Origin of the sequence: Bacillus sp. GbtcB10 (genome assembly GCF_019091365.1) — a bacterium.
Classification (GTDB): domain Bacteria; phylum Bacillota; class Bacilli; order Bacillales; family Bacillaceae; genus Bacillus; species Bacillus altitudinis.
Genome location: NZ_JAGXJP010000291.1, coordinates 1 through 250, shown reverse-complemented (window position 1 = coordinate 250; position 250 = coordinate 1). Strand labels below are relative to the sequence as shown.

General features: G+C 26.4%; 1 pseudogene. It reads right to left on the bottom strand.

Annotated features, from left to right (window positions below):
* Positions 1-250 (bottom strand): annotated as a pseudogene (locus KVT11_RS21210) (transcriptional regulator); the annotation flags it as partial.

Below are 250 nucleotides of genomic sequence, written 5' to 3'. Positions count from 1 at the left end.
GACCCAACATTTTCCCTAAATTAAAAATGATTTTTAATTTAATCTCTTTATCTCTAGGGAAATCTAACTTGATAAAATCAGTTAAGCATCTTCTTAATATAGTAATACTCTTTTCATATTCTTTATTTGCCCAATGAAATATAGCCATCGACTGCATAATATCTATTTCTCTTTCCGATAAAAAATCACCATTCGTAACAGTTAGTTTTAGTGCATTATCTTAAAGATTTAAAGCAGTTTTTATTGATTT